This is a genomic window from Reichenbachiella ulvae, from assembly GCF_025833875.1.
Lineage (GTDB): Bacteria > Bacteroidota > Bacteroidia > Cytophagales > Cyclobacteriaceae > Reichenbachiella > Reichenbachiella ulvae.
Genome location: NZ_JAOYOD010000001.1, coordinates 4,433,352 through 4,457,691, shown reverse-complemented (window position 1 = coordinate 4,457,691; position 24,340 = coordinate 4,433,352). Strand labels below are relative to the sequence as shown.

The following is a 24,340-nucleotide window of genomic DNA, read 5'->3' as shown; positions in this document are numbered from 1 at the left end:
TTTGAAATTATAAGGTTTACGCACATGATATCTCAGCCCTGCGTCTATAATGTTTGATTGAGCAGTGGTAGTTGCCCGAGTTTCTTAAAATATTTCGTTTTTGAAGCTTTTTTCAATAATTCGACATGCCTCATGTGATGAACATCCGACCCTATCATATCTACCCATCCTTTTTTAACCATCGCCTCCGCTGTCTTTTTAGCGAGAGGGGAGTAATGTCCTGTAAAGGATGAAGCATTGACTTGAAGTCTCACCCCCATGTCTCTAAACCTCTCCAAAATTCGAATATCCTCTTGCACATAATCATAGCGCTCTGGATGAGCCAATATAGGTTCAAGACCCCGAGCCTTCAATTTAAAGAACACCTCCTCCAGATACATGGGTTTATTGATAAAGCCCGTTTCCACTAAAATATACTTCCCACCAAAACTCAATAATTCAGCACCAGATTCGACTTGCTTTACAAACCAGTCATCCACAAAGTACTCTGCCCCAGCCTCGACCGACAGGTCCATATTTTGCTCTTTTATTTTGGCATTTAGCACTTCAACTTTTTCTCTGATGAGCTCTGGAGAATTGGGGTAATAGTCAGAAATAATATGTGGAGTCGTGATGGCTTTTTTAATCCCTAGTTCTTTCAACTCGGCCAGAATACTCAAAGACTCTTCCCAGCTTTTCACTCCATCGTCGATACCAGGGATAAGATGCGAATGGACATCTGTAGTATACGGAAGATTTTTCTGTCGATGGATTAAGCCAAACATCAGGACTTCTTAGAAAATATTCTTTTCAATTTGGAAGAGCTCTGACTGGCTTCTTCATAGTAGCCCGAACCCTTTCCATAGCCGTAACCATAGCCATAGCTACCCTTGCTACTGGCCGCATTGAATATGACCGAAAGGTTGTCAAACCCATTGCTTTTGATCAATCGATGTATGGATTTAAGGTAGGACTTTTTAGAATAATCCGATCTCACTACATAGACTGGAAGGTCACATTTTTTCATGACCAAAATACCATCTGTAACCAAACCAACAGGAGGTGTGTCCAACATGACAATGTCAAATTCCTGCTTCAGCTCTTCCAGCATTTTATCAAAATTTTCACCCAAGATCAGCTCCGAAGGGTTCGGAGGGGTAGGGCCTGCACCAATAAAAGAAAGGTTTTCAACCTCAGTCTTTTTCAAACAATCCTTCACCGAATCCTTGTTGATTAAGATCGTGCTAACCCCCCTATTCTCAGCCTCAGAATTGAATGCCAAGTGGACTTTTGGTTTCCTCATGTCCAAATCAACCACCACTACCTTCAGTCCAGTGTAGGCAAAAATAGCGCCCAAGTTCACTGCCACGAATGTTTTTCCTTCGCCACTCACTGTTGAGGTAATTGAAATCAATTTCCGACCATTACCTGTATTCATAAACTCCATATTGGTACGGATGGAACGCAAGGCCTCACTGATAGAGGATTTAGGATTTCGAGAAACAACTAAACTAGATACTTGCAGTTTCTCTGATACAAACTTAGGAACAACACCCAGTAGAGGTGCAATTAATAGCCTCTCTAATTCTTTTGAATTAGAAATCTTATCGTCCAGTAAATAAGAAACAGCAATGAAAAGAAAAGAAAACAACAAACTAGCCACAGCACTGGCGCCATAGACAAGCATTTTCTTGGGTTCAACAGGGGCTGATGGACTAGATGCTGGAGACAATATCACAAAATTCGTAACTGTACCGGCTCGAGCAATTTCCAATTCTATTTTACTCTCTATGAGAGAAAAGTAAAATTCTTCCTGCAAAGAATAGAGCCTTCGGTTTTTGTTGAATGAGGTACCCATCGATGGAAGTTGAGCAAAACTACTTTCCAAGGTTCTTCGCTTTTTACTAACCTCAACTTGGCTTTCCGCCAGGTTCTCCTTCATGGCTGACAATTGATCCAAAGCAGATGATTTGGCTATTTCGATTTGGCTGTTCAACCGTTGGATTATCTGCGTGTTTTCATTGTAACTCTCCAATTTCAGAGCTCTTTCATCCTTCAGCTCATTGTAATCCTCGATCACCTGTACCATTGGTTTTGGTAGCTCAATCATATTGATCGTTCGATCAGCTTTGAGCTGCTTGATAGCGAGATCTACTACGCCAATTTGATTTTGTATGTTGAACCTTTGCGAATCCAATTGATTCAGAATCTTGATCGTATAATTCAGATCTTGGGACAGATCCGTTGTTCGATTCTGAATGGTAAAACGCTCAAAATACTGTTCGAAAGCCTCCAAATCCTTTTGCGTCTTGTCCATCTGATTCTGGAGAAATGCAATCTTTTGCTCAACCGCCTGATTCTTGGCAGACTTGGTATAATTAAGATAAATGGTGTCTATCGCCTGTACTAAACTTTTGGCCTTAACCTGATTATAATCAGTCAGTGATACCTTGATCGTGTTAGCATTGAAATTGACAGGTTCTACTTCTATATGATTCTGAAAATAGTCAATCAATGCTTCTCTACTATTCAGAACAAAGTAAAAGTCAACCAGATTTTTCTGCTCCTCAAAATATTTAGTTTTTGAAAAATATAGCTTAACAAAGCTGAATGCTATGGTATCATTGAAATTGCACTTTTTTCTATAGTTGATCCCCAAATAATCAAAATCAAGTACAAAACTTTTATCATTCTGAATTTCAATATTAAGCGCTCTGTCTCGAATTCCTGGTTCTAATATTTCAAAATCTACCTTGAAAGGGCTATTGCCATATCGTTCATCATACAAATGACTTCTGCCAGGATGATAATAGGACACTTCCATTCCTACCGCATCCACCACCTTGCTGGCAAAAAGCCGTGATTTCAGGATTTCTATTTCACCAGCCAGTCCTTTAATGTCATTTTCTAGAGGATTTTGAATTCCCAAAATCCCTGCTTCACTCTTTATGTCCAGCTTAAGTATGGATTCTGAATTATAAAGGGGCTTTGTATATCGGATGTACAAATAAGAACCCGCATTGATCAAAAAGATAATCAGAACCACCCAAATGATGTTATTCAAAAACACATTTTGGAGTTTCTCAAAATCAATGCTACTTAGAGGATCACTACTCTCTTGTGGTCCATCGGTAGGTGAATGAGGTGCAGTATGATAATTCTTAAAATTCACCACCTAAAAATTTTGAAGTACTAAGATGAGTGCCAAAGTACTACTCATTAAACTCAATAGCGGTGCGATATCCCTAGTGACCTCAAGCCAAGGTCTTCTCCATGGCTCTACATAAACAATGTCCCCAGGCTCCATGTTCAGCATAGTGCCTTGCATTCCTGCAAGACTGCTTAAGTTAATTTGATATACTTCGGGATTGGTCAAATCACCTCTAATGATTTTTATATTTTGTGCCTTTGCGCCCATGTCTAGACCACCAGCCATAGCCAGCACCTCTATCAGGCTCATGTTTTCATTGATTAGAGGTACGATCTGACCTCCCAAGGCTCCTAAAAGGACAACTCTCTTGTTTGTATAACTTAACTTGACGAATGAGTCCTTGTAGTAAGCATTGTACTCGACCTCCAATAGAGTTTCTGCTTGATTTAGAGTCAAACTATCTAGTTCTATTTGGCCCACTATAGGCAACTTCACAGTCCCATCCTGCTGCACCAAATATTTGAAATCTTGCTGAGCGCGTCTTTGGTTACCCATGTTTTGCTGTAGCTCAAAATTAGGGTCGATTATTCGCTCACCTTTGTTGGTAAAGACATCTATGGTGAGGTAATCATTTTTTTGAATGACATAATTGCGCTCGGCCTGCATGACCGCCGTAGAAAGTTCGGTTTCGGTAAATCCCTTGCCGAGTTTGAACATTATGTCTTGCTTATAAACCTTGCAAGAACTCAAAAATACGACTAGGACTAGTAATAAGCTTCTATCCAAATGCTTGTTCACGAGTGTGTTATTAGCAAATAATTATTAAAGCGCTGGTTTGGCAAATATGGTGTAAGATAATGAGAATGGCTATTTCTCTAGTACCTATTCTAGAATATTGGCTGTGACTTCCAAATACTTATTGATGATCAACTGCTCATCGAACTTAGAAGCTACATACTGCCTACCATTCTTTCCCAATTTCATCAACTCTTCAGGAGGAAGTTCAATCATTTTCTGCATTTTCCTTGCCAAATCTCGCCAATCCATCACTCGACATAGATAGCCATTTCGGCCATCTTCTACCACCTCTCTACATCCTGGCACATCAGTGGTCACGATCGGCCTGCTCATTGCTGCCGCCTCCAACAAGGTTTTTGGGGTTCCCTCCCTATAGGAAGGCAGGACCACACAGGTTGATTCATCTATTAGCTGTTTGACACTATCGCTGGTTCCTAAATACTCAATGGTATCGTCATCGATAAACTCCTGAAGATATTTTTTTGCAACACCCCTTGCATGCTTTTCATCCAGTTGCCCTAACAGTTGAAAAACAACTTCTGGATATTCTCTTTTTAAGTTTCTAGCGGCTAATAAATATTCCTCGACCCCCTTATCCAAAATCAACCTTGCGATCATTAAAAAGCGAAAGGGCTTGTTAGATATTTCACTTTTTGATTGGAATGATTGAAGGTCGATACCCGAACCAGGCAGCAAGTCGGTTCTCAAATGTGGTAACTTGATTTGAGTCAAAAAATCAGCTTTGTCATCCTTGTTTTGAAAAAACACCAGGTCAGCTTTTTGAAAAGCCAGTTTATATAGGAGCTTAGCAATTCTTGAAGTTAGACCCCTATTTAAAAAAACGGTGCCCAAACCGCTTACATTATTGACCACAGGAATCCCCAATGATCGGGCAGCCAAAGAACCATAAATATTCGGTTTGACTGTATATTGATAGATGATGTCCGGCTTGACATCCGCATATATCCTCCTGAGATCCAAAAACAAATGAAAATCTCGAAAAGGATTCGAACCTGTTTGGTGCATTTGAACCGGGCGAAACTCACATCCCATTTGGACCAGGCTGTCGGAGTATTCATCCTGAGGGGCTACAGCGATCACCTGATATCCCTTTGCCAACAAACCTTTGATCAGGCCCGAACGGAAATTAAAAATATTCCAGGAAGTATTGATACAAATGACAACTCGCATACTGAGCGTAAAGGATTTCTTGTAAAACTATAGTAAATCAAGATAATTGATGAATTTTGCATAAAATTCAAGGAATGGGTGATTATTATCTAACAGAAAAAGAAATTGAAAGAGCGGTGCTAGTTGCACTTTCTCCACAGAAACAATCCGACGAAAAAACCCAGGAGTATCTGGATGAATTGGAATTTCTGGCGAGTACTCTGGATATCGAAACTTCTAAAACTTTCATCCAAAAGCTGGACAAGCCAGATGTTCGATCTTTTGTAGGAAAGGGAAAATTAGAAGAAATAATGACCTACGTCAAAGATCAGGAAATCGACATAGTCATATTCGACGATGATCTTACTCCATCACAAATCCGCAACTTAGAAAGAGACTTAAAGGTCAAAATCTATGACCGAAGTTTATTAATTCTGGATATTTTCCTGAAGAGAGCAAAAACTGCTCAGGCCAAAACACAGGTTGAATTGGCAAGATATGAATACTTGATGCCGCGATTGACACGTATGTGGACTCACCTCGAACGTCAGCGAGGGGGAACTGGTACACGTGGAGGTGCCGGTGAAAAAGAGATCGAGACTGACCGCCGAATGATTCGAGATCAGATCAGCGTTCTCAAAAAGAAACTAGAGAAAATCGACAAACAAGGAGCTACAAGACGAAAATCAAGAACGAATGTAGTTCGAGTCGCACTAGTAGGATATACGAATGTCGGCAAGTCCACTATCATGCGAATCCTTAGCAAGGAAGACATTTATGCCAAGAATGAACTTTTTGCGACGGTAGATTCTACTGTGCGCAAGGTGGTGATTAATACAGTTCCATTCCTATTATCAGATACGGTTGGGTTCATTAGAAAATTACCTCACAACCTCATCGAGTCATTTAAGTCAACTCTGGATGAAGTGCGCGAAGCGGATATCCTTCTACATGTAGTAGATATTTCTCACCCATCTTTTGAAGAGCACATGCAGGTAGTAAATGAGACACTGGAAGAACTGGGAGCGGGCGATAAAGAAACAATCGTGGTTTATAACAAGATTGATCAATTAGGCTCACCAGAAGAGGGGGATTTTGAATTTACGGCTGGTATAGATACGACTGCTTCGAGCAAAACGAATATTTTTATCTCGGCAGTGAAAAAGAAAAATATCGGGGAATTCAGAAGGGTGCTCTTTGAGAAAGTCAAAAAGCACCACTTGAAAATATATCCTAATTATTTGGCGCCAGAATTTTATTAATAATCCTTAACGCATCTGCAACTGTTCTTGTTAGAGGCTTTGATTACATCGTGAGACACTTCATCATAGTCTGCATATAGAGAAATCAAACCAGCCGTTCTTTTATCTCCTAATTCAGCATCCCAAAGGTGTGCTGTTTTACCGATATCACTGAACTGCCCTTCTGTATTAGAGAAACCTCCCATAAGAATATTCAAGTTAGTACTGCCACCTTCTTTCAGTGCCTTACCCGCTTGTTTATAGCCTCCAAAACCGATCATTAGTTCTTGCCATTCTAGCTGTGTAGATAGATGCCAGCCTTCTGGACAAGCTGTCTTAGCAGAAACCCAATCGTACAAACGACCATACTTGCCGCAATATGCCGGATAGTTTTTGTAACATACCGACCCTTCTAATTCATAATTAAGGTTCTCTGCCATCCATATTCTTTCTATATAGATTCCTCCCTCAAGTTCAATTTGCAAGTTCACCACTTTATACTCCGTACCATCCCTTGGATCAGTAAACGTACTTACCTCCTGAGCATAAGTAGATAGTGCACAAGCAACTACGATAAGCAACAGTAACAATTTTTTCATATGGATTGAATTAAGTTCTTGTTTTGGTATTCTATCAATTCTTAAAGTTTAGACACGCCTTAATAAAACGTATCTTGCTCAAAAATATAAAAAAATCCAGCAATCAATGGAGATTTTGCACAATCTTGATTGATCCTTTAAATTTATCGAAACATTTAACTAGATTCTACACGTGATTTTGTGAAACCATCTATTTTATCACTTATCTAAGATTTTACAGCATAATCACCAAACATTTCAGCCAATGTCAGAACAGAGCGAATACATTTTTAATCCTGTCATAGCTTTGATAGCAGTCGGGATAACCCTGGTCGTAATGTATTTTGTAACGCATGATACATCTGATCCTGCAGATCAACTTGAGCTCAAATCAGACAAGGTGATTATATATTCTAGTCCAGAACTTAAGAAGGAATTCTTATCAGAGGATACAGAACAAGACTATATAATTGAGGAACCTAATACAGAGGAAAACCCATTCCTACCACTGTTTAGCAAAGAAGAACCAGAAGAGAAACCTGAGGATACCCAAAAATCTGACTCTCTGTTTTTCGCGGCTCTGATGGCACAATCCCCAAAATACGATCACCCGGTAAAACACACCATCATAAGATACTATACCAAAGACAAAGACAAAAACCGCGTGTTCAACCTTCAGAACTATGGCTTTTATATCCACGAACGTCCCTCACCTTTACAGAGCACACATACATCTAACATGATTCATGTTGGCGACTCTGTGACCAATCAGGACGTTTTACTGGTTGGGTATCAGCTCATCAAATCAGGAATGGATATCAAAGACATCTCTTTTAGCCGAGAGCATGCTGGGTGGAAATCCAATGCCATAGAAATAGGCACTGACACCACTATAATGGACAAGAAACCCATGACCCTAAAAGACCTAAAAATGGATTGGGGCCAAATGTAATCAACCAATGGAGGGAAAATCCTACTTCCGACTGCTGAAAGAAGCACTTAAGCTTAGTCGGGTCAATAATCTTATCATCATTTTTTTTACGCAATATGCGGCTACTATTTTCATTCTCAACAATGACAAACCGGTCAGCGATGTACTGCTAGATCCGAGATTATTTGCTTTAGTGCTAGGAACCATGATCATAGCGGCCAGTGGTTATTATATCAATGACTACTATGACATCAAAATCGATCTGATCAACAAACCTGACAAAGTGATAGTCGGGCGCAACATTAGAAGAAGACCTGTGATGTTCGCACATGTTGCCATGAACTTGATAGGGGTGCTCTTAGGTGCATGGGTGTCTCTCTATTTAGGTGTCATCAATTTGATATGCGCCGTACTCCTATGGTGGTATTCTAACCAGCTCAAGAAGCTTCCCTTCATAGGTAATTTGGTCGTAGCACTAATGACTTCTACAACCCTTCTGGTATTGTCCTTATACTTTGGGTCACTGAACTTGTTGCTTTTCGTCTATGCATTTTTTGCTTTTGGGATCACCCTGATTCGAGAAATCATCAAGGATATAGAAGACATGGAAGGGGATGCCAGTTTTGGAGGAGTAACACTACCTATAGCCTTAGGTACCAGAAAAACCAAATGGATACTCTACGGACTTAACCTATTATTTTTCATCTCTTTGGGCTACTTTCTATTTCGACTTCATCATTTTGAAATGAATGTCTATTTTGGATTAATGATGATTCCATATGCGCATTTCATATGGAAATTAATTCACGCAGACACAAAAATTGCCTTCACCCGCTTGAGTAATTATTCTAAGTGGCTTATTGTTGCAGGCATATTCAGTATGGTCATTCTCGAATTTTAATCATGAGCAAAATCAAACTTGCCATATTCGCCTCTGGCAGTGGCACCAACGCAGAACAAATCTCGAAGCACTTTGCTCAACACAATGAGGTGGAAGTGTCATTGATTCTTTCTAATAAAAAGAAAGCATTTGTACTCGAGCGGGCCAAAAACCTAGGAATAGAAAGCCATACATTTGACCGCCCTACCTTTTATGAGAGTGAAGAAGTACTGGAATTACTCAAAAAGAATCAAATAGACTTTATCATATTAGCGGGCTTTTTGTGGTTAGTTCCTCCCTATTTGATTCAGGCTTATAGAGACAAAATGATCAACGTTCATCCTGCGCTACTTCCCAAATTCGGAGGCAAGGGGATGTATGGAGACAAGGTACATCAAGCAGTAATCGCCCAGCAAGAAGAAGAAAGTGGCATCACCATCCATTTGGTAGATGAGATCTATGACAATGGCAAAATCCTACGTCAGGCTTCAGTACAGATAGACCCGTCCGATGACCCAGAATCTCTAGCTCAAAAGATCCATGCCCTGGAATACGAACATTTTCCAAAAGCCATAGAGGAATATGTATTGAGCTATAAAGCTTAAGGGAATCTTTAGCATCAAAACTGTACTTCTCTCAATTAAATAAGTAGTTTTGCAGCTTATTTTTTACGCAGAGAAAAATGGGTTCAAAAAAAATTAAGTCCGCACTAATTTCCGTCTTTCACAAAGACAATCTTGATGGCCTGGTAAAGGTTTTAGCAGAAAACGATGTTCAACTTTATAGCACTGGTGGAACGCAAAAATTCATCGAAGACATGGGTATCTCAGTTACTCCTGTCGAAGAGATCACCGACTATCCTTCTATCTTTTCTGGAAGAGTAAAAACTTTGCATCCAAAGATTTTTGGTGGCATCCTGAACCGTCGAGACAATGAGAGCGACAAACAAGAAAAGGCTACTCACAACATACCAGACATTGATTTGGTGGTAGTAGACCTCTACCCATTCGAAGCGACAGTAGCCAGCGGTGCTTCAGAAGAGGACATTATTGAAAAAATCGACATTGGAGGGATTTCTTTGATTCGCGGTGCGGCGAAGAATTTCAATGATGTGTTGATCGTGTCTTCCATGGAGCAATATCAGGAAGCAATCGACATGCTGTCCTCACAAAATGGCGAAACAACTTTAGAGCAAAGAAAAAGATTTGCCACCAAGGCATTCGACATCTCCTCTCACTACGACAGTGCCATCTTCAACTACTTTAACCAAGGTGGGCAGGAAGAGGTATTCAAACAAAGCATCAGACAAGCCAGCCCACTTCGCTATGGTGAAAACCCACACCAGGAAGGGGCATTTTTCGGTGACTTAACCGAGCTGTTTGATAAACTGAATGGAAAAGAGCTGTCTTACAACAATCTGGTAGACGTAGACGCTGCGGTCAACTTGATCAGAGAGTTTGAAGGAGAAACGGCTTTTGCCATCATCAAGCACACCAATGCCTGCGGAGTAGCCAAAGGTGCCAACGTGAAAGAAGCTTACTTGAGAGCCCTTTCCTCTGACAATATATCAGCGTTTGGAGGTATCCTGGTGACTAATGAAAAAATCGATGCGGATGCAGCTGAAGAGATAAACAAATTGTTTTGTGAAGTCCTGATCGCGCCTGACTATGATGCTGACGCTTTAGAATTATTAAAATCTAAAAAGAACAGAATCATTCTTAAAATTAAACCAGTTGCTACTGTTCAGAAACAATTCAAGACTTTGCTGAATGGCGTGATCATGCAGGATGCAGATTTGAAAACAGACGCTGCTGAGGATCTAAAGACCGTGACGAAAAAAGCGCCAAGTCAGGAAGAAATCGATGCGATGCTATTTGCTTCTAAGGTTTGTAAGCATACTAAATCTAACACCGTTGTTTTCGCCAACAATGAAATGATGCTGGCCAGCGGGACTGGTCAAACTTCAAGAGTTGATGCCCTGAATCAGGCCGTAGAAAAAGCAGCAAGTTTTGGGATGGATCTAAAAGGAGCAGTGATGGCGTCAGATGCATTTTTCCCCTTCCCGGACTGTGTAGAATTGGCAGACAAAGCGGGAATTACAGCAGTGATTCAACCAGGAGGGTCCATCAAAGATCAGTTGTCGATTGACTACTGTGATGAGCATGGATTGGCGATGGTAATGACGGGAACTCGCCACTTTAAGCATTAATAAAAACAAAAAAAATATTCGTATATGAATATTGTTGATTGGGAGTTTTTTTGTGCGTAATTTGTGCGCTTCCAGTCTACAGAATATTTGAGAGAGAAATCAGTATGGGATTTTTAGATTTGTTTTCGAGTGACATTGCCATTGACCTTGGCACAGCCAACACCTTGATCATCAGTAAAGATCAAGTCGTAGTTGACGAACCCTCTATCATCGCGATTGATAAGGCTAAGAACAAAGTTCTGGCCATCGGACGCGAGGCTATGCAGATGCATGAGAAAACCCACGAGAGTATTCGCACCATTCGACCATTGAAAGATGGTGTGATCGCTGATTTCCAGGCGGCCGAGTCTATGATTCGCGGTATGATCAAAATGATCGACAAGAACAAAAAAAGACTCTTCCCTGTTTCTCACCGAATGATCATTTGTATTCCTTCTGGAATTACAGAGGTTGAAAAAAGAGCCGTTCGTGACTCTGCAGAGCATGCTGGAGCCAAAGAAGTCTATATGATCCACGAGCCTATCGCTGCGGCTATCGGTATTGGTATCGATATTGAAAGACCGGTAGGTAGTATGATTGTAGATATCGGAGGGGGTACCACAGAGATTGCCGTGATCGCTTTATCAGGGATTGTTTGTGATCAGTCGATTCGAGTGGCTGGAGATGCCTTCAACAAGGATATCCTTGACTACATGAGACGTCAGCACAATCTTTTGATTGGTGAACGTACTGCTGAAAAAGTAAAAATCAATGTAGGTTCTGCTTTGACAGAATTAGATGAAGGGCCTGAAGATTTTGATATCAGAGGACGTGACTTGATGACTGGCATTCCTAAGGTGATCAAGCTTTCCTATTCAGAAGTAGCTTTTGCGATTGACAAATCTGTTTCTAAGATAGAAGAAGCAGTATTGAAGGCACTTGAAATTGCTCCTCCAGAATTGTCAGCTGATATATATGACAATGGTATTTACCTAACTGGTGGTGGTGCTCTTTTAAGAGGACTGGATAAACGTCTTGGTCTCAAGACTAAACTCCCAATCCATATTGCCGAGGATCCATTGAAGGCCGTAGTACGTGGTACCGGAGAAGCGCTAAAAAACATCGAATTGTACAAAGCAGTATTAATGCAATAGTACATGAATCGACTGCTTCAGTTTCTATTCAAGTATAGAACACTACTGGTGTTCATCGTCTTGGAGGGATTCTGTTTTTGGATCATTGTCAAAAGCAATAGCTATCACAGCACCAAGTACTTTACTTCCTCCAACCGGTTAGCAGCATCTATTCTCAATCTTTCTGACAATGTGGGCGGATATTTTTCTCTCACTGAAAAAAACAAATTGCTTGCTGAAGAAAATGCGCGTCTGAGACAACGTATTTTATTGCTGAGTGACAGCAGTGATCTCGCGACTCTCACAGCTCCAGATAGCTTGAGGAGTTTGGTGTTAGACACACTGGATTCCATCAATTTCTCAGATGGCATACATGCTAGAATAATAGACAACTCCGTTTTCCTCCGAAACAATTACCTCACAATCAACAAAGGGGCTGAAGATGGGGTCTTCCCCAAAATGGGTGTCATAGGTCCTGATGGGATCGTGGGACAAGTAAAATACGTTTCGGATCATTACGCGACAGTAGTTTCTATACTACACAGTCGATCTTTGATTTCGGCTAAGCATGCCATATCCAACGGTCTTTGTACGATTCAATGGAATGGAGAGAGTCCCGAAGAAGCAGATATCGCTTACTTTCCACGACATATTAGATTAAATATCGGAGATTCTATTCTCACCTCAGGATACAATTCTATCTTTCCTGAAGGTGAACTCGTAGGTATTGTCAATCATGTTCATTTGGATGATGCTGCCACATTCTATGAAGCTAAAATCAAACTCGCAACTGATTTTTATAGATTGAAGCATGTGTATCTACTACGCCAACCTGACAAAGCAGAAATCGATTCACTCACCATAAAAACAATGGAGGAAGATGGGCAGATTTAAGTTTTTAGAAGGTTTAATCAGCGTCATATTCTTGATACTTGGTCAAGTATTGCTTTTTAAGCATATGGTCTTGTTTGACACAGCATTTTGCTTTGCCTATCTCATGATCTTTCTTCTGATCCCAATAGATACAGGCACTATTGTACAGTTGGTATTAGCCTTTGTGGTAGGGTTAATTGTTGACGTATTTTACAACACTTTAGGTATTCATGCTGCGGCCTGCCTGGGCTTTGTGTTCCTCAAAATCTACTGGTCAGAAATCATGACGCCTAGCGGAGGATATGATACTGGAGCCAAAATCAATGTGAGATACCAGGGTTTAAGGTTATTTCTGATGTACACTTATCCATTGGTATTGCTACATAGTTTGTTGATCTTCTTTATCGAAGCTTCGGGCTTTGACATGTTTTGGCGTACGATGGGGATTGCTTTCTATAGCTCTCTGTTCACGATGGTGATGATCCTTATTATTCAATATTTGTTTTATCGTAAGATCAGATAAGTATGTATGATGATAGAAGATATATCATCAGAATAGCCATTGTTTTGGTAGCCATGATCTTTTTGGTCAAGCTTTTTTTTATTCAAATTTTGGATGAAAATTATAAAGCAGCTGCTGAAAACAACATCATTCATAAAGTAGTCGATTATCCATACCGAGGGTTGATCTATGATCGCAACCATCAGCTGATCGTGCACAATGAACCGATCTTCGATCTAATGGTGATCCCAAAAGAAGTGCACCTACCAGATACGGCAGCTTTTTGCGAGCTCTTTCAAATCACACGAGAGGAGTTTGATGAAAAAATGGACAAGGCCAAACGGTACTCATACATTCAGCCTTCTCAGTTTGCTAAACAAATATCAAATGAATGGTTCGCCTCTATTGCTGACCAGATGGCAGGAATCAGAGGTTTCTATCCAAAAGCACGGACGATTAGAGGCTATGACTATGAAAATTTGAGCAACGCCCTGGGCTACATCGGCGAGATCAACCAAAGACAACTAAGAGCCGACACTACTGACTATTACAAACAGGGGGACTATTTGGGCATCACAGGCATCGAATCCAGCTATGAAGAAGAGCTAAGAGGCAAGCGTGGCGTGCAGTACAAAATGGTAAATGTAAGAGGAGTGGATCAGGGCTCATTCAAAGATGGAAAACTCGATACGCTGTCCGTGCCAGGACAAGACCTCACTTTATCCATTGACCTCAAACTCCAACAATATGCCGAAAAATTGATGGAAGGAAAGATTGGCAGTGTGGTTGCCATAGAACCTTCTACTGGAGAAATACTGGCTTTTGTATCCGCCCCCTCATACAACCCAAGTTTACTAAGTGGTCGCGATTTTGGAAAAAACTTTGAGCTACTGACTCAGGATAGTTTGAAACCTCTTTTTAATAGACCCTTGATGGCTATGTATCCTCCCGGATCTATTTTTAAAATAGTGCAGGCTCTGATCGCATTGGAGGAAGGAGTTGTTGGCGCCAAAGAACAAGTCTATTGTGATCATAGCCTGATAGGGGATCACGCACCTCAGGGATATTACGATGTTAGAAAAGGGATCATGTTTTCTTCCAACAACTACTTCGTAAAAGTATTCCGAAGAATCATCAACCAAAATCCAGAGCTGAGTCAATTCGAACAAGCGCCTATTGGTATGGATACCTGGGCCGAATACATGCATAATTTTGGATTAGGCAGACCATTAGGAGTCGACATCCCAAATGAAAAATCAGGTCTCGTTCCTAGCACCGAACTTTACAACCGTATCTATGGAACCGGCAGATGGAAAGTCTCCAACCTTCATTCACTGGCGATAGGACAGGGAGAAACCCTTTTGAATCCTATCCAAATGGCTAATCTGGCAGCTATCATGGCCAACCGCGGGCATTATTATAGACCCCATATAGTTAAGGCCACTGGTAGTTCTAATTACATCGACCCGTACTATACCGAAAGACAGGAATCAGGAATCAGTGCGGAGCATTTTCCAGTCGTGATTCAGGGGATGCAGGATGCCTTATATGGTACTGCAGGTCGCGCGATCATTCAGGACATTGAAATTTGTGGTAAGACGGGTACCGTACAAAACCCACATGGTGAAGACCACTCTACCTTCATGGCTTTTGCCCCAAAGGACAATCCACAGATTGCCATTTCGGTTTATGTAGAAAATGCAGGATGGGGTGGGCGAGCTGCCGCATCTATTTCCAGTTTGTGTATAGAATCGTACATTAGAGGAGAAGTCAAAAGAAAATGGCTCGAAGACTATGTACTTAAAGGAGAATTCTTCGATTGAGAAAGGATAGTATACTAGATAGAATCGATTGGACAGTGGTCCTGCTTTATTTCGCCATGGTGATCCTTGGTTGGATCAATATCTATGCGGCGGTATACGAAGAGGAAATTGCTTCCGAAATGCTCTCCCTCACATACAATCCTGGCAAGCAGCTGATATGGATTGGCACATCGATTTTGATCATTTTCGGAGTAGTCAGTTTGGATTACAAATTCTTCGATTCCTTTGCCTACATCATTTATGGCGTCATGATACTCTTGTTGATCGCCGTACTTCTATTTGGTCGTGAAGTCGCGGGATCCACCTCATGGTTCCAAATAGGGAGTTTTCGTTTTCAGCCCTCGGAGTTTACCAAATTTGCCACGGCGCTGGCATTGGCCAAATACCTCGGGGATATCCATGTCAAAATGGAAAATCCTAAGACCCAATTGATCGCGGCAGGAATTATGTTTTTGCCTATGATTCTCATTGTTCTGCAGGGGGATTTAGGTTCTGCGATGGTCTTTGCTGCTTTTTCTATCATTCTGTTCAGGGAAGGTATTTCTCCGATTTATTTTATCGTAGGGATTGGTCTTGTGATTCTCTTCGTCCTCACACTACTGGTGAGCAAGATGATTATTTTCATTGTCTCAGGAGTGATCTGTCTGGTCATCATTGGGGCCTCTGTAAAGCACCCTAAAAGAATCATTATCACCATACTGGTAGCTTTGGCCATATTCGCTACCGTCACCAGTGTCGACTTCCTGATGCAAAATGTCTTGAAGCCTCACCAAAGAACGCGTGTAGTTTCACTCGTCAATCCAGACGCTGATCCCTTAGGTGCCGGCTGGAACGTCACTCAATCCAAAATTGCGATCGGTTCAGGTGGTTTTTTTGGCAAGGGATTTTTAGAAGGTACTCAAACCAAATTCGATTTTGTACCTGAGCAAAGTACAGACTTCATCTTTTGTACCCTCGGAGAAGAACAAGGCTGGCTCGGTAGCTTCATTATGATCACACTCTTTGTGATTTTTCTGATTCGTGTTTCCATTATTGCGGAGAGGCAAAAAACAAAATTTGCCAGAATATATGGCTATGGCGTGCTTTCTGTCATCTTCTTTCACTTTGCGGTTAACATCGCGATGACTATCGGTTTGTTTCCTGTGATCGGGATTCCACTGCCTTTCTTCAGCTATGGGGGATCTTCGCTTTGGTCATTTACTGCACTTCTTTTCATCCTGTTAGGACTGGATGCGAACAGGATGCAAGTACTGATGCGCTAAGGCTCAGACACAAAAAAAGCGAGTACATTGACTCGCTTTCCTTGTTTCTTTTCTAACCTGATTTATCTAAACCTCTTGAAAATTACCTTCAGAAGTTCCTTCACTTCATCCGAATTCATGTCCCAGGTGTACTTCTTAGCATAGCTCTGAACCAATAATTCAACTGAAGCATCAAAAGACTTGCTGGTTTCCATCTGATACAAAGCTTTCTCGTAATCCTTCTCATTGCCCTCGAACAGATCGTTGACAAACATGTATCGTTGATTGATACTGATCGAGCGAGTCAGCTCCTCGGTAGGTTTCGACTCCAGCTGAGATGCAATGGTTTCTTTCTCCTCGAAGCGTTGGTTCAAAGTCTGAATGTCCTCTCCAGCAAATTGCTCATTTAGATTAGGAGAAGAAGGGTTCGTGCTCGCTATTTTCTTAGCCAAAGGTTCTGTTTTCTTCCTTGGAGCTACTTCAGGCTCAAACTGCTCGTTCATCCCTTCAGACAACGGTTTGTCCTCCTTTGGTTCTGGTTTGGTTTCCTCCTCCTGCTCTATTTCTGGCAATTCTTCCAATGAATCAAAGAAGCTATCTTCTTCTTCAGTCACAGCTTCTACTTCTGGCTCTGGCTTCACCTTCGCTGGGATTGGCTCATCTGTTTTAAAAACATCCAATGGAACCACCGCATTAAAAAAAGTTTCAACCTCTTCTCTCTCTGCTGGATCTTCCTTGTAGTTTCCCACGGCATTTTTCATTACGCTTTGAACCACTGCCTTGTCAGTAGAAACCCCTGATTCCAAATTATTCAAAATAGAATCATACAGATCTTTGTAAACCTTGATGTATTTGCTCTCGGCTTTCAATTCTTTGCAAATGTCTTTACCCTCCAGCTTTTGAGCTTCCTCCAATAAAAATGCAGTCGGATCATACAGCCAAACCAAAGTTTGCTCTACTGCTCGGGTCAGCAATTCGTGAAAATCATCCTTCTGAATCAGGATGTGCTTAGAGAGCGTGTTGACTAATGTCTTCAAAGCTGTATTAACCTCCTCATTTCTATAATCGAAATAGGGGCTTTTAAACTTTTTCGTTTCTTCTTGCCACTCTTCGAACAATACCTTCAATACAAAGAAGTTGACCTGCTTGATAGGGGTCAGAGAAATGATTTCCTGACCTGTGATCCCTTCCTTTTCCTGAAAGAAATCGTCGAGAATTTTCTGGCTATAGGTATTGGCGTACTGGGATGTGGCTTGTGGATTTAATTTGCTACCGTGCATAATAATTGCTTCTTTTGTAAAGTTATAGAATATGCCGAAAATCGTTATACAAAACCTCCACAACAGGGAAATTTATACCAACGAAGAAAACAAAAATCTTTTGGAAATCATTCATGAAAATCAAGTGGATTGGATGTTTGCGTGTGGAGGAAAGGGCAGGTGCACGACCTGCAGGGCTCAGGTGCAAGAAGGTTTAGAGCATTTTTCGGAACTCACAGCTGCTGAGATTAAATTCAAGAATATGGATCGACTCAAAGAAAATGAAAGACTGGCATGCCAATGCAAGATTCAGGGAGATGTGGTCATCCGTGTGGCGGAAGAAAATAAATTCATGCACCTCAATTACTCCAACTAATCGATGTTTATAGAACCGGGCATAGACCAAAGCAGCTCTAAAGGAGCTCAAACGGGATGGATCGAAGTGATCTGCGGTTCGATGTTTTCAGGAAAGACCGAAGAACTAATTAGAAGGCTGAATCGAGCCGTTATCGCCAATCAAAAGGTGGAAATCTTCAAACCAGCAGTAGACAAACGCTATCACGAAAGTGATGTAGTCTCGCACAATGACAATTCCATCCGCTCTACTCCTGTTCAATTCGCCAGTGACATTCTCCTACTTGCCGGTAACTCAGATGTCGTGGGTATAGACGAAGCACAATTCTTTGATATGGAACTGGTCAATGTCTCTCGTAAACTGGCCAATAAAGGTAAACGAGTGATTATGGCTGGCTTGGACATGGACTTTCGCGGAGAGCCATTTGGTCCCATCCCATCCATCATGGGGATCGCCGAATATGTGACCAAAGTACGTGCTATCTGCATGAAATGTGGCAGCCTTGCTTCCTTCTCCTTTAGGCTATCTGACTCGAAGGACAAGGTGATGCTAGGAGAAGCGGATTCCTATGAAGCTAGGTGTCGCAAATGCTTTTACGAGGATTTTGATCCTAACAAACCTTAACAAATAATCCGGGGACGGCTATGCTGCATAAGACCAAAGGGATCGTTCTCAACTATATCAAATATAAGGAGACCTCTATTATAGCAAGGATTTATACGGCCGAGTTTGGCTTGCAATCCTACATCATCAATGGCGTCAGAAGCGCCCGATCCAAAAAAGGACTCGCATTGATGCAGCCCCTTACTCTGCTGGACATGGTAGTCTATCACAAAAACAACAAAGAAGACCAACTCCAGCGTATCTCAGAATACAAATCAGCCTATACTTTTACAAGTATCCCTTTTGAGGTCAAAAAATCCTCGGTGGCACTCTTTGTGACCGAATTGCTATCCAAAGTGCTCAAGGAAGAAGATGAGAGAGGGGTTGTCTTCGAATTTCTCTGCCATTTCATTATGGAGCTAGACCAAAGGCCAACTTCTTTTGAGAGTCTTCATATCTACTTGATGGTTCACCTGACCCACTTCATCGGATTTGGGATCCATGAGATCAGAGACCTGCAACGAGACAATATTTTGCAGAGGGTCAACACGAGTTTTGAAGAGATATATCAGACCATCATCCATATGAACCGCAGCGAAATCCATGAAGTCCAAATCATGGACAACAAATTGAGGAAAGACTGTCTCAGCTATATGATCAACTATTATCTGCAACATATCGAAGGCTTTGGTGAGTTAAAATCCATGGCTGTTTTATCTCAAATATTTAGATAGATATATTCTGTTTGCTGCAGATATATTAATTTAACCCCTGAAGAATGATAGACCTCTTTTTGTGAATACGTCCCTTCATTTTGAACATTAATCCTTAACAACCCACGCATGAGCGATCAATTATACGACGAAGTACCATCCTTAGACCTAGCCAATTTTCTATCAGAAGATGAAGCAAAAAGAGCCCAATTTGTGGAAGAATTAGGCCATGCTTATAACAACATCGGTTTTGTAGCGATCAAAAATCATGGGCTTTCTGATGCATTGGTTAAGAAACTCTATGATTCGATCGAAAAATTCTTTTCTCTCCCTGAAGAGGTAAAAACTAAATATGAAATACCAGAGCTATTCGGTCAGCGTGGCTATGTCGGAAAAGGAAAAGAACACGCCAAAGGCCGAAAAACAGGTGATTTGAAAGAGTTTTATCATGTAGGACAGTTTGTAGAAGATGGAGATGCTATCAAAGAAAACTACCCTGACAATGTCTGGCCAGCTGAAGTTGAGGATTTTGAAGCGGCTGCTACAGAAGCCTACAAAACACTGGAAGCTACTGGCAAGCACATGCTTCGAGCCATTGCTTTGTATCTGGGGCTTGAAGAAAATTATTTCGAAAGCAGGGTTCACAATGGCAACAGCATTTTGCGTCCTATCCATTATTTCCCAATCGAAAATCCAGAAGAAATACCTGCTGATGCGGTAAGAGCGGCAGAGCATGGAGACATCAACCTGATCACCCTACTAATGGGTGCAAGTGCAGATGGGCTCCAGGTCAAAAGAAGAGATGACAAATGGATACCGATCACCGCATTGCCCGAACAAATCGTGGTAAACGTAGGAGATATGCTTGCGCGCCTCACCAACAACAAATTAAAATCAACCATTCATAGAGTAGTCAACCCACCTAAAGAGCAGATGAAAAGTTCCCGCTACTCAATTCCATTCTTTATGCATCCACGTGCCGAAATGGACTTAACTTGTCTGGAAAGTTGCATCGACGAAAACCATCCCAAAGAATTCGATGACATGACGGCCGGCGAATTTTTACACCAGCGACTGACAGAAATAGGATTGAAAAAATGACATTCAAGAAGGTTCGATATTACATTTTTTTAAAGGACGTAATCATTCTTGCGGTGACTGCTTTTGGCGGACCACAGGCCCATTTTGCTATGATGCTGGATATGATGGTAAAGAAGCGGGGCTATCTGGACGAAAAGGATTTTATCGAACTGCATGCCTTGTGTTCTTTTTTACCAGGACCTACGTCCACCCAAACACTTACTGCGATTGGTTTTAAAGTAGGTGGTCCCAACCTTGCATATCTCACGTTGCTGGTCTGGATCATTCCGGCATTTATCATCATGTCTACTGCTGGTGTCATGATTTCCTCCTTGGAGGAGTACAATATCTCGCTGGATTTTACAAGATTCATACAACCGATGGCTGTTGGGATAGTCGCCTATTCTGCCTACCTCATCATCAAAAAAGTAGTGAATACCCGTCTGGCCGCTGGCCTCATGGTAGTCTCCGCTATTTGTAGTTTCATTTTCAGAACGCCATATGTTTTTCCGATACTTATATTGGTAGGGGGAACGATCACAGGGTTTAATTACAAAAGACACCAAAAAGAAGAGAAGCAAGGAATCAAAATCGAATGGTCGAATTTCATTCTTTGGGGAGCTGTATTGCTATTAGCTGCGGGTATTGGTGCGGTGACCAAATGGAGAGGTATCGATCTGTTTGAAAATTTTTATCGGATCGGCAGTTTGATATTTGGTGGAGGGCAAGTATTGGTACCTTTCCTTTACACTGAGTTTGTGGAGTTTAAAAAGTATCTGACCTCCGAAGAGTTCCTTTCTGGCTATGCCTTGGTTCAGGCAGTGCCTGGGCCGGTTTTCTCCTTTTCAGGGTTTGTAGGTTCGGTATCCATGCGGGATTATGGTATTTTCGGACAATATTTGGGCGGATTCTTGTCGGCAGTAGGTGTCTTTCTACCCGGTGCGTTTTTGATTTTCTTTGTCATTCGGTTTTGGGATGAACTGAAGAAATTCAGAATAGTTAAGGCCTCACTGGACGGAGTAAATGCTGTGAGTTCAGGGATGATCGTGGCTGCAGCTGTCTTACTAGCAATCCCACTTTTCAAAACCACTCCGGAAGCTTATGAGCAATACTTGAATATCGGAATCATATTTTCAACCATACTGATTTTACTTTTCACCAAAATCCCAACACCTGTTTTGATCATCGGCGGATTAATTCTGGGGATCGTACTTTGATGGCTTAAAGACTCATTTTCTCTTTGAACTTGGCTGCTTGTCTTCGACTTACCTCGACCTTGTCACCTCCTCTCAATTCCACCATCAATCCACCATTAAACCAGGGTTCAATCTTTTCTACCCAACTTAGATTGATGATGTGTTTGCGACTGGCACGAAAGAAGGACTTTTCATCCAACTTTTCATCCAATGCATTTAATGACTTATGAATCATGGGACGCACCGTATCAAAAAACACTTTGATATAGTTTCCGTCAGATTCGAAATAGCGCACCTTTTCGAGCTTTACGAACCAACATTTCTCCCCATCCTTTACGAATACCTGATCACTCAGCGATAGTTTATTCGTGGGTACTTGACTCTCCTGTTGTTGGTCTTTTCTGAATTTATCCAAAAGCTTTTGAATCACCCGAGAAAGACGATCTGGCTCAATCGGTTTCAGCAAATAGTCAAATGCATTCACCTCAAAAGCCTTGATAGCGTACTGATCATATGCAGTAGTAAAAACAACAAGAGGTGCACGGTCCAACTCTGCCAATAGATCAAAACCCGTCTTCTCTGGCATCTGAATATCTAAAAAAATCAAATCGGGCTGCAGCTGATCAATCAGCTCTAAAGCATCGTCTGCATGCGCAGCTTCACCTACTATTTCTATTTCACTATGTTCCTGCAGCAGAGAATTCAACTCTTTTCTTGCAAGCCGTTCGTCATCTATGATGATTGCCTTCATGGTCAGTATTCTTTGGGTAAAATGATTTCTGTTAAGACCAGTCCTTCTTCCTCATTTAAGATTCGGAAGGAAGCCCTGTCTTCGTATATCAAATTAAGCCGATCCTTTGTATTCTGCAAGCCTGTACCATGTCCATCTTCTAAAACCTGATTTTCTTCCAATCGACCATAGTTTCTGATTTGTAGAATCAAACGCTCACCTTCAGATTTAGTGGAGATAATAATTTTACCTCCATTTCGTAATTTGGAAATGCCATGTTTGATACCATTCTCCACTAGCGTTTGTAGCATCATCGGAGGAATCAAGCACCCCAGAGTATCCTCCTCCAAATCGATACGCACAGCCAGCCTTTCTTCAAATCGAATGCTCTCCAGGCCCAGATAAGCATTGACGGTTTCCATCTCCTCCTCTAGTCTCACCAGTCGCTTTTTCTCAGCATTCAGCGTATTTCTAAACATACTCGAAAGCTGGGTTATGGCCATCTTTGATTTTTTAGGTTCATCATCTACCAGGGCCTTAATACTGTTCAATGCATTAAAAATAAAATGAGGGTTCAACTGAGACCGGAGTTGCTGCAGTTCAGCCTCACGGATCACCGCTTGATATTGTAGGTTCTTATTGTGCTGCTCGAAAAAATGATAGGTAAAATAAACCAGAGACCAAAGACAGTACATGGCAGTAGGTCCCAAAATCCCAAAAATGATATTGACCATTCGAAATTCTACAGAAACCATCAAAAGGCCTGAAAGAAAGGAAACCAACAGCAAAAAGAAATAATTGGCAATCCCAAGAGCCAAATTACTCCCGAGAATCAATGGCAAAAGCTTAAGTATAGGGTAAGTACTCCAGCCCCTTCTCTTGATGATGGTTCGCAGTAGATGGGAGGAAGCAACATAAAAAAAGATTTGACTCAAGGCTATGGTAAATTCTCTTCCATCCAGCTTCCCACTTTGGATAAAATAAATGCCAAAATTGAGTAGTCCATAGGTGGACCAACCCAAAATCTGACAGAGCCAATAAATCTTATGCTTAGTCATATTGCCAAGGTAGCGCAAATCCCATGAAAGCGAGAAATGACATTCTCGCTTTTTGATCAACGGTAAATTCCTTGTTTTACTACGCGGTTTGAGTCGCTAATTTTTTCTTTTGAAGGAAATATGTGTCCCACACCCAGCTATATACCCATCCAAAAGATGCACATGAAATATGGATAAAGGAGATATGAACATTGTTGCCGATCACTGTCATATTGAAGACTTCGAATACCGTAACCATCGCCCATAAGAACCATTTCTTGCTACTGAAATAGGAAAGAGATCCAATAATAGCAAAGATCCCAACGGAACCTCCCATCCAGGTTCTGTTAAATCCATTACTCACAAAGTGTGTGTCTGGCCAGTACAATTGAAGGAAATTGAAAAGTGATCCTGTATATAGACCAATAAACAGGTAAGAAGCAAAATACAATTTTATTGTATTCCAGGTTCCATGCTGCTCTTCGAAAGACTGGACGGGAAACAAAAAGCCAAACAAAGTCACAAACCAAATGTGCTGTGGATCATTGTGAAACCAAGCGGTGGTAAAACATGTCATCAGAAAATGCCAGAAATCCGTTCGGAACTGTTCCATCCACATGGTCATCTCACACATAAACTGAATTTCCCAGGGGCCATCGCAATTGCGACGAGCAGCATATCCAAAAATGGCCAAAATCGTCCATGCAATGACGAGATAGCTAACTGTAAATTTCCTAGAAATCAACCACTCCTTAATTGAAGTGATATTATTGCCGTACTTATCAGTCCATGGCCATTGATAGGGAACCCAACGCTTGTTGTACTTCTCTTCCTGCTTCTCTTTTAATGCCTCCAATTGCTAAATGTATTTGTGTTGCA

The 24,340-nt window shown here is 41.3% G+C and carries 24 protein-coding genes; 15 read left to right on the top strand and 9 right to left on the bottom strand.

Annotated features, from left to right (window positions below; translation table 11 throughout):
• Positions 1-44 precede the first annotated feature (44 nt).
• The 4 genes from N7U62_RS18185 to N7U62_RS18170 form a co-directional block, all read right to left on the bottom strand.
• Positions 45-764: a tyrosine-protein phosphatase gene (locus tag N7U62_RS18185; RefSeq protein ID WP_264139505.1), complete on the bottom strand. Its 720-nt coding sequence runs from the start codon at positions 762-764 to the stop codon at positions 45-47.
• A complete protein-coding gene (locus N7U62_RS18180; RefSeq protein ID WP_264139504.1) occupies positions 764-3,151 on the bottom strand; it encodes a GumC family protein in 2,388 nt (795 codons plus the stop codon). The genes N7U62_RS18185 and N7U62_RS18180 overlap by 1 nt, the downstream gene beginning before the upstream one ends.
• Positions 3,152-3,154: 3 nt before the next feature.
• Entirely contained in the window at positions 3,155-3,847 is a 693-nt protein-coding gene (locus N7U62_RS18175) for a polysaccharide biosynthesis/export family protein (RefSeq protein ID WP_264139503.1), read from the bottom strand.
• A 165-nt stretch (positions 3,848-4,012) separates the two neighbouring features.
• Positions 4,013-5,119 carry a glycosyltransferase family 4 protein gene (locus tag N7U62_RS18170; protein ID WP_264139501.1) on the bottom strand — a complete coding sequence of 369 codons (1,107 nt, stop codon included), beginning with the start codon at positions 5,117-5,119 and terminating at the stop codon, positions 4,013-4,015.
• 74 nt (positions 5,120-5,193) lie between these two features.
• Between N7U62_RS18170 and hflX the strand changes: the two genes are divergently transcribed.
• Positions 5,194-6,360, top strand: coding sequence for a GTPase HflX (gene hflX / locus N7U62_RS18165; protein WP_264139500.1), 1,167 nt, complete (start codon positions 5,194-5,196; stop codon positions 6,358-6,360).
• On the opposite strand, the gene N7U62_RS18160 is transcribed toward hflX, so the two are convergent.
• Entirely contained in the window at positions 6,357-6,938 is a 582-nt protein-coding gene (locus tag N7U62_RS18160; protein ID WP_264139499.1) for an FISUMP domain-containing protein, read from the bottom strand. The genes hflX and N7U62_RS18160 overlap by 4 nt on opposite strands.
• A gap of 244 nt (positions 6,939-7,182) precedes the next feature.
• Between N7U62_RS18160 and N7U62_RS18155 the strand changes: the two genes are divergently transcribed.
• From N7U62_RS18155 to rodA, 9 genes are all read left to right on the top strand, one after another.
• Complete coding sequence (locus tag N7U62_RS18155) at positions 7,183-7,869, top strand: hypothetical protein (RefSeq protein WP_264139498.1); 687 nt, start codon at positions 7,183-7,185, stop codon at positions 7,867-7,869.
• Positions 7,870-7,876: 7 nt separating this feature from the next.
• Positions 7,877-8,749: a geranylgeranylglycerol-phosphate geranylgeranyltransferase gene (locus N7U62_RS18150; RefSeq protein ID WP_264139496.1), complete on the top strand. Its 873-nt coding sequence runs from the start codon at positions 7,877-7,879 to the stop codon at positions 8,747-8,749.
• A 2-nt stretch (positions 8,750-8,751) separates the two neighbouring features.
• A complete protein-coding gene (gene purN, locus N7U62_RS18145) occupies positions 8,752-9,333 on the top strand; it encodes a phosphoribosylglycinamide formyltransferase (RefSeq protein WP_264139495.1) in 582 nt (193 codons plus the stop codon).
• A gap of 77 nt (positions 9,334-9,410) precedes the next feature.
• Entirely contained in the window at positions 9,411-10,937 is a 1,527-nt protein-coding gene (gene purH / locus N7U62_RS18140; protein ID WP_264139494.1) for a bifunctional phosphoribosylaminoimidazolecarboxamide formyltransferase/IMP cyclohydrolase, read from the top strand.
• 104 nt (positions 10,938-11,041) lie between these two features.
• Positions 11,042-12,070: a rod shape-determining protein gene (locus tag N7U62_RS18135; RefSeq protein WP_264139493.1), complete on the top strand. Its 1,029-nt coding sequence runs from the start codon at positions 11,042-11,044 to the stop codon at positions 12,068-12,070.
• 3 nt (positions 12,071-12,073) lie between these two features.
• Entirely contained in the window at positions 12,074-12,943 is an 870-nt protein-coding gene (gene mreC, locus N7U62_RS18130; protein WP_264139492.1) for a rod shape-determining protein MreC, read from the top strand.
• On the top strand, positions 12,930-13,445 hold the full coding sequence (locus N7U62_RS18125; protein WP_264139491.1) for a Rod shape-determining protein MreD: 516 nt from the start codon (positions 12,930-12,932) through the stop codon (positions 13,443-13,445). The genes mreC and N7U62_RS18125 overlap by 14 nt, the downstream gene beginning before the upstream one ends.
• Before the next feature lie 2 nt (positions 13,446-13,447).
• Positions 13,448-15,247 (top strand): peptidoglycan D,D-transpeptidase FtsI family protein, encoded by a 1,800-nt coding sequence (locus tag N7U62_RS18120; RefSeq protein ID WP_264139490.1) that lies wholly within the window; start codon positions 13,448-13,450, stop codon positions 15,245-15,247.
• Positions 15,244-16,509 (top strand): rod shape-determining protein RodA, encoded by a 1,266-nt coding sequence (gene rodA, locus N7U62_RS18115; protein ID WP_264139488.1) that lies wholly within the window; start codon positions 15,244-15,246, stop codon positions 16,507-16,509. The genes N7U62_RS18120 and rodA overlap by 4 nt, the downstream gene beginning before the upstream one ends.
• 62 nt (positions 16,510-16,571) lie before the next feature.
• On the opposite strand, the gene N7U62_RS18110 is transcribed toward rodA, so the two are convergent.
• Positions 16,572-17,768 (bottom strand): DUF8457 domain-containing protein, encoded by a 1,197-nt coding sequence (locus N7U62_RS18110; RefSeq protein WP_264139487.1) that lies wholly within the window; start codon positions 17,766-17,768, stop codon positions 16,572-16,574.
• 31 nt (positions 17,769-17,799) lie between these two features.
• Here N7U62_RS18110 and N7U62_RS18105 point away from each other — a divergent pair, with 31 nt between their 5' ends.
• The 5 genes from N7U62_RS18105 (at position 17,800) to chrA (ending at position 21,715) form a co-directional block, all read left to right on the top strand.
• The gene (locus tag N7U62_RS18105; RefSeq protein ID WP_264139485.1) at positions 17,800-18,123 is read left to right on the top strand and encodes a 2Fe-2S iron-sulfur cluster-binding protein; all 324 of its coding nucleotides are present in this window, start codon (positions 17,800-17,802) and stop codon (positions 18,121-18,123) included.
• A gap of 3 nt (positions 18,124-18,126) precedes the next feature.
• Positions 18,127-18,726 (top strand): thymidine kinase, encoded by a 600-nt coding sequence (locus N7U62_RS18100; protein WP_264139484.1) that lies wholly within the window; start codon positions 18,127-18,129, stop codon positions 18,724-18,726.
• 20 nt (positions 18,727-18,746) lie between these two features.
• The gene (recO, locus tag N7U62_RS18095; protein WP_264139483.1) at positions 18,747-19,439 is read left to right on the top strand and encodes a DNA repair protein RecO; all 693 of its coding nucleotides are present in this window, start codon (positions 18,747-18,749) and stop codon (positions 19,437-19,439) included.
• 108 nt (positions 19,440-19,547) lie between these two features.
• Positions 19,548-20,519 (top strand): isopenicillin N synthase family dioxygenase, encoded by a 972-nt coding sequence (locus tag N7U62_RS18090; RefSeq protein WP_264139482.1) that lies wholly within the window; start codon positions 19,548-19,550, stop codon positions 20,517-20,519.
• Positions 20,516-21,715, top strand: a complete 1,200-nt coding sequence (chrA, locus tag N7U62_RS18085; RefSeq protein ID WP_264139481.1) for a chromate efflux transporter — start codon at positions 20,516-20,518, stop codon at positions 21,713-21,715. The genes N7U62_RS18090 and chrA overlap by 4 nt, the downstream gene beginning before the upstream one ends.
• 4 nt (positions 21,716-21,719) lie before the next feature.
• Here chrA and N7U62_RS18080 read toward each other — a convergent pair whose 3' ends face one another.
• The 3 genes from N7U62_RS18080 to N7U62_RS18070 all read right to left on the bottom strand — a co-directional run bounded on the left by N7U62_RS18080 (position 21,720) and on the right by N7U62_RS18070 (position 24,317).
• Positions 21,720-22,445 carry a LytR/AlgR family response regulator transcription factor gene (locus N7U62_RS18080; protein WP_264139479.1) on the bottom strand — a complete coding sequence of 242 codons (726 nt, stop codon included), beginning with the start codon at positions 22,443-22,445 and terminating at the stop codon, positions 21,720-21,722.
• 2 nt (positions 22,446-22,447) lie between these two features.
• Complete coding sequence (locus tag N7U62_RS18075; RefSeq protein WP_264139478.1) at positions 22,448-23,482, bottom strand: sensor histidine kinase; 1,035 nt, start codon at positions 23,480-23,482, stop codon at positions 22,448-22,450.
• A gap of 79 nt (positions 23,483-23,561) precedes the next feature.
• Positions 23,562-24,317: a rhomboid family intramembrane serine protease gene (locus tag N7U62_RS18070; protein WP_264139477.1), complete on the bottom strand. Its 756-nt coding sequence runs from the start codon at positions 24,315-24,317 to the stop codon at positions 23,562-23,564.
• Between the last annotated feature and the right edge of the window lie 23 nt (positions 24,318-24,340).

Bases quoted from the DNA above. Each gene is read 5' to 3' on its own strand.
- N7U62_RS18120 (WP_264139490.1), top strand. From the start codon at position 13,448: ATGTATGATGATAGAAGATATATCATCAGAATAGCCATTGTTTTGGTA.
- N7U62_RS18160 (WP_264139499.1), bottom strand. From the start codon at position 6,938: ATGAAAAAATTGTTACTGTTGCTTATCGTAGTTGCTTGTGCACTATCT.
- N7U62_RS18080 (WP_264139479.1), bottom strand. From the start codon at position 22,445: ATGAAGGCAATCATCATAGATGACGAACGGCTTGCAAGAAAAGAGTTG.
- N7U62_RS18100 (WP_264139484.1), top strand. From the start codon at position 18,127: ATGTTTATAGAACCGGGCATAGACCAAAGCAGCTCTAAAGGAGCTCAA.
- chrA (WP_264139481.1), top strand. From the start codon at position 20,516: ATGACATTCAAGAAGGTTCGATATTACATTTTTTTAAAGGACGTAATC.
- N7U62_RS18150 (WP_264139496.1), top strand. From the start codon at position 7,877: ATGGAGGGAAAATCCTACTTCCGACTGCTGAAAGAAGCACTTAAGCTT.
- purH (WP_264139494.1), top strand. From the start codon at position 9,411: ATGGGTTCAAAAAAAATTAAGTCCGCACTAATTTCCGTCTTTCACAAA.
- N7U62_RS18185 (WP_264139505.1), bottom strand. From the start codon at position 764: ATGTTTGGCTTAATCCATCGACAGAAAAATCTTCCGTATACTACAGAT.
- N7U62_RS18175 (WP_264139503.1), bottom strand. From the start codon at position 3,847: ATGTTCAAACTCGGCAAGGGATTTACCGAAACCGAACTTTCTACGGCG.
- N7U62_RS18105 (WP_264139485.1), top strand. From the start codon at position 17,800: ATGCCGAAAATCGTTATACAAAACCTCCACAACAGGGAAATTTATACC.
- hflX (WP_264139500.1), top strand. From the start codon at position 5,194: ATGGGTGATTATTATCTAACAGAAAAAGAAATTGAAAGAGCGGTGCTA.
- N7U62_RS18155 (WP_264139498.1), top strand. From the start codon at position 7,183: ATGTCAGAACAGAGCGAATACATTTTTAATCCTGTCATAGCTTTGATA.
- N7U62_RS18125 (WP_264139491.1), top strand. From the start codon at position 12,930: ATGGGCAGATTTAAGTTTTTAGAAGGTTTAATCAGCGTCATATTCTTG.
- mreC (WP_264139492.1), top strand. From the start codon at position 12,074: ATGAATCGACTGCTTCAGTTTCTATTCAAGTATAGAACACTACTGGTG.
- N7U62_RS18170 (WP_264139501.1), bottom strand. From the start codon at position 5,119: ATGCGAGTTGTCATTTGTATCAATACTTCCTGGAATATTTTTAATTTC.
- recO (WP_264139483.1), top strand. From the start codon at position 18,747: ATGCTGCATAAGACCAAAGGGATCGTTCTCAACTATATCAAATATAAG.
- N7U62_RS18135 (WP_264139493.1), top strand. From the start codon at position 11,042: ATGGGATTTTTAGATTTGTTTTCGAGTGACATTGCCATTGACCTTGGC.
- N7U62_RS18075 (WP_264139478.1), bottom strand. From the start codon at position 23,482: ATGACTAAGCATAAGATTTATTGGCTCTGTCAGATTTTGGGTTGGTCC.
- N7U62_RS18110 (WP_264139487.1), bottom strand. From the start codon at position 17,768: ATGCACGGTAGCAAATTAAATCCACAAGCCACATCCCAGTACGCCAAT.
- purN (WP_264139495.1), top strand. From the start codon at position 8,752: ATGAGCAAAATCAAACTTGCCATATTCGCCTCTGGCAGTGGCACCAAC.
- N7U62_RS18090 (WP_264139482.1), top strand. From the start codon at position 19,548: ATGAGCGATCAATTATACGACGAAGTACCATCCTTAGACCTAGCCAAT.